The sequence below is a fragment of the Arthrobacter sp. 1088 genome, from assembly GCF_031455315.1.
Classification (GTDB): domain Bacteria; phylum Actinomycetota; class Actinomycetes; order Actinomycetales; family Micrococcaceae; genus Arthrobacter.
This window is the reverse complement of the sequence record NZ_JAVDSM010000036.1, coordinates 1-2,724: the sequence shown is the minus strand read 5'-3', so window position 1 is coordinate 2,724 and position 2,724 is coordinate 1. Positions and strand designations below refer to the sequence as shown.

The following is a 2,724-nucleotide window of genomic DNA, read 5'->3' as shown; positions in this document are numbered from 1 at the left end:
CTGAGAATAGCAATCTGATTTGAGACCACTTTTTGGCTTAATCGCATTTTGAGTGGGGCCCACCTTTAGCTGGCGGCTTGTTGGGCGAGGGTGTGGGCGAGGCGGTAGGAGTCGGTGCCGGTTTCGATGATGGTGCCGTTGAATGTGAGGCGGTCAACGATGGCTGCGCAGAGGCGGGGGTCTGTGAAGGTTTTCGTCCAGCCGGAGAAGGATTCGTTGGTGGCGATCGCGACGGATGCTTTTTCTTCGCGTTCGGTGAGGACTTGGAAGAGCAGCTCGGCTCCGCGTTTGTCCAGTTCCATGTAGCCGAGTTCGTCGATGCAGAGCAGATCCACCCTGCCGTAGCGGGCGATGGTCTTGGCCAGGGCTTTGTCGTTCTCGGCTTCGACGAGTTCGTTCACGAGCCGGGTTGCGAGGGTGTATTTGACCCGAAAGCCCTGTTCGGCGGCCGCGGTGCCAAGACCGATGAGCAGGTGGGATTTGCCGGTTCCGGAGTCGCCTATGAGACAGAGGGGTTGGCCTTTGCGGATCCAGTCTCCTTTGGCCAGGGTGTGGATGGTTGCTTCATTGATATTGGGGTTTGCTTCGAAGTCGAAGTCCCCTAGCCATTTGTCCCGTGGGAAGCCTGCTGATTTGACCCTGCGGATAGATGAACGGCGGTCCCGGTCATCGCACTCTGCCAGGAGCAGTTCCGCGAGGAATCCTTGATAGGAGAGCTGTTCTTTGCCGGCGACGGAGAGTGCTTCGTCCAGCACGGCCCTGATAGTGGGTAGCCGGAGCCGGCGGCAGGCCTGGTCGACCGCGGCGACGGCGGCTTGTTCGGTCAGTCCGCGGCGTCTGCGCAGGGTCTGGGACACGACAACGGGGGCGGTTGGGCTCATGAGATCTGCTCCTTGGAAGTAGTTGCCTGTCCGGGTTCGGGGGCGTGGGTGGCGCGTTTGGCCAGCAGCTGGTCATAGCCGGCAACAGTCGGGACCGGGCGCTTGTCCGGTGGCAGACCAGCGATCACCGCTGCGGGATCGGCCAGCCGGCGCTGGGTGAGACTAACAATTCGGTGCTCGACGACTTCCTCTTTTGCGCCGGAATCGCATTCGGGCCGGACCCACCCTGGTTTGTTCCGTTCCGCTGCGACGCGTCGCGCTTCGACCGCGACGACGTCGGCACTGACCGCGCCAACTGACAGGGCGGCCGTAATCCCCGCTATAACTTCGGAGGAGTCCATCACCCTGTGCAGGAGCAGCACATCGATCAGTTCCAGGATTGCTTTGGTGTCGCCGTCGGTTTTGCGGGCAGCGGCCCAGAACGCGTCATGGGCGGGGGTGAAAACCCCTGATTCGCGGGCTTGGGCCAAGGCCGTGGAACCTGGAAGCGCGCCGGGCTTTATACGGAGTACTTCAAGATAGTGGTCCAGTTGAACGCATTGCCTGCCCCGTCCCACGGTTCGTGGGTGGGACGCGATCAGGGTCCGGCCGTCAAAGATCCTGACCTGTGTCGCTTGCAGGGAGACGCGGACTTTGCGGTTGATGAACCGTGCCGGGACCGAATACTTCATCGAACGGACGGTGACCAGCGAGGACCTATCAACCCTGGGAGTCAGGACCAGCCCAGGATCGAAAGTCTCTGCCGGTAATGGTGAGAGTAAGGGCTGTTCAACGGCGAAGTCCTGCCCGATCGTGCGGAGCCTTTGGGAGATCCTTCGGGCATCTTCGTCCTCGTCCCAGACCCGGAGTTTGTCGTTCAGCTCGGCCAGGGTCTTCACGACCGGGACCGGGGTGAGGAAGTTCCTGCGGAACCTCCCTACTTCACCTTCAATGCCGCCCTTTTCATGAGCCCCGGCAATGCCCGGTTCGCAGTAAAAGGCATCGAAACCAAAGTGAGATTTGAACAACACCCAGCGTTCGTTCTCCACACGCTGCCGGCCAGCACCATAGACGACCTTCGTCACCGCCGAGGTGAGGTTGTCGTAGCGGATATGCCGGGAAGGGACGCCACCGATGGTGTTGAAGGCCTCGATATGGCCTTCCAGGAAGGCTTCCTGGGCGCAGGTCGGGTAGATCCGGTGAACGGACTTCCCAGAATGGCTAAGCCGGAAAGCGAACATGTAACAACGAGTCCGAGTGCCATCCAAATCCACCCACACGTCCCCAAAATCAACCTCAGCTTCAGCACCCGGGGCGTGTTCCTGAGGAACAAAAGCTTCCACAGGCGCGTTCCCGGACTCCACCGCTATCGAGGCCCTGCGGGCTCTGACGTATGCCCGGACAGCTGAATACGAGATGACCGCCTGATGCTCATCCACCAGACGATCAAAAACCCTTTGGGCGGTATGGCGTTGTTTCCGTGGAGCGTCCAGATCAGCGAGCAGCATCGCGTCGATGGTCGGCTTCAAGGGACCCAGCTTCGGCGCCATCCGTGTCGGTGGCTTCCGTTCGGGAGGCTCCGCGGCGGCCAACGCCTGCCGGACAGTTCTCCTTGCAACCCCATGCCTTTTGGCCAGGGCCCGGATTGACATCCCACGCACCCTGGCATCCCGGCGGATCCTCGCGAACAGCTCCACTCTCAACTCCATCACTGCCTTCCACTGTTGGAAAAACACTCTGATGGAACCAACGGTGGGGTGGGCTCAAGTCAAACTGCGATTCATCAACCGGCGAGCCGTGAAACAGCCCGAGGTGGGCTCAAATCAAAATGCCAAACCGGTCTCCACTCAAACTGCCATATTCA

At 60.6% G+C, this 2,724-nt stretch carries 2 protein-coding genes; both read right to left on the bottom strand.

All coding sequences use genetic code 11. From position 1 onward, the window contains the following. Positions 1–65: 65 nt before the first annotated feature. The gene (gene istB, locus J2Y41_RS22995; protein ID WP_309932025.1) at positions 66–881 is read right to left on the bottom strand and encodes an IS21-like element helper ATPase IstB; all 816 of its coding nucleotides are present in this window, start codon (positions 879–881) and stop codon (positions 66–68) included. Next, positions 878–2,569 carry an IS21 family transposase gene (istA, locus tag J2Y41_RS22990; RefSeq protein ID WP_309932027.1) on the bottom strand — a complete coding sequence of 564 codons (1,692 nt, stop codon included), beginning with the start codon at positions 2,567–2,569 and terminating at the stop codon, positions 878–880. The genes istB and istA overlap by 4 nt, the downstream gene beginning before the upstream one ends. Positions 2,570–2,724: the final 155 nt, after the last annotated feature.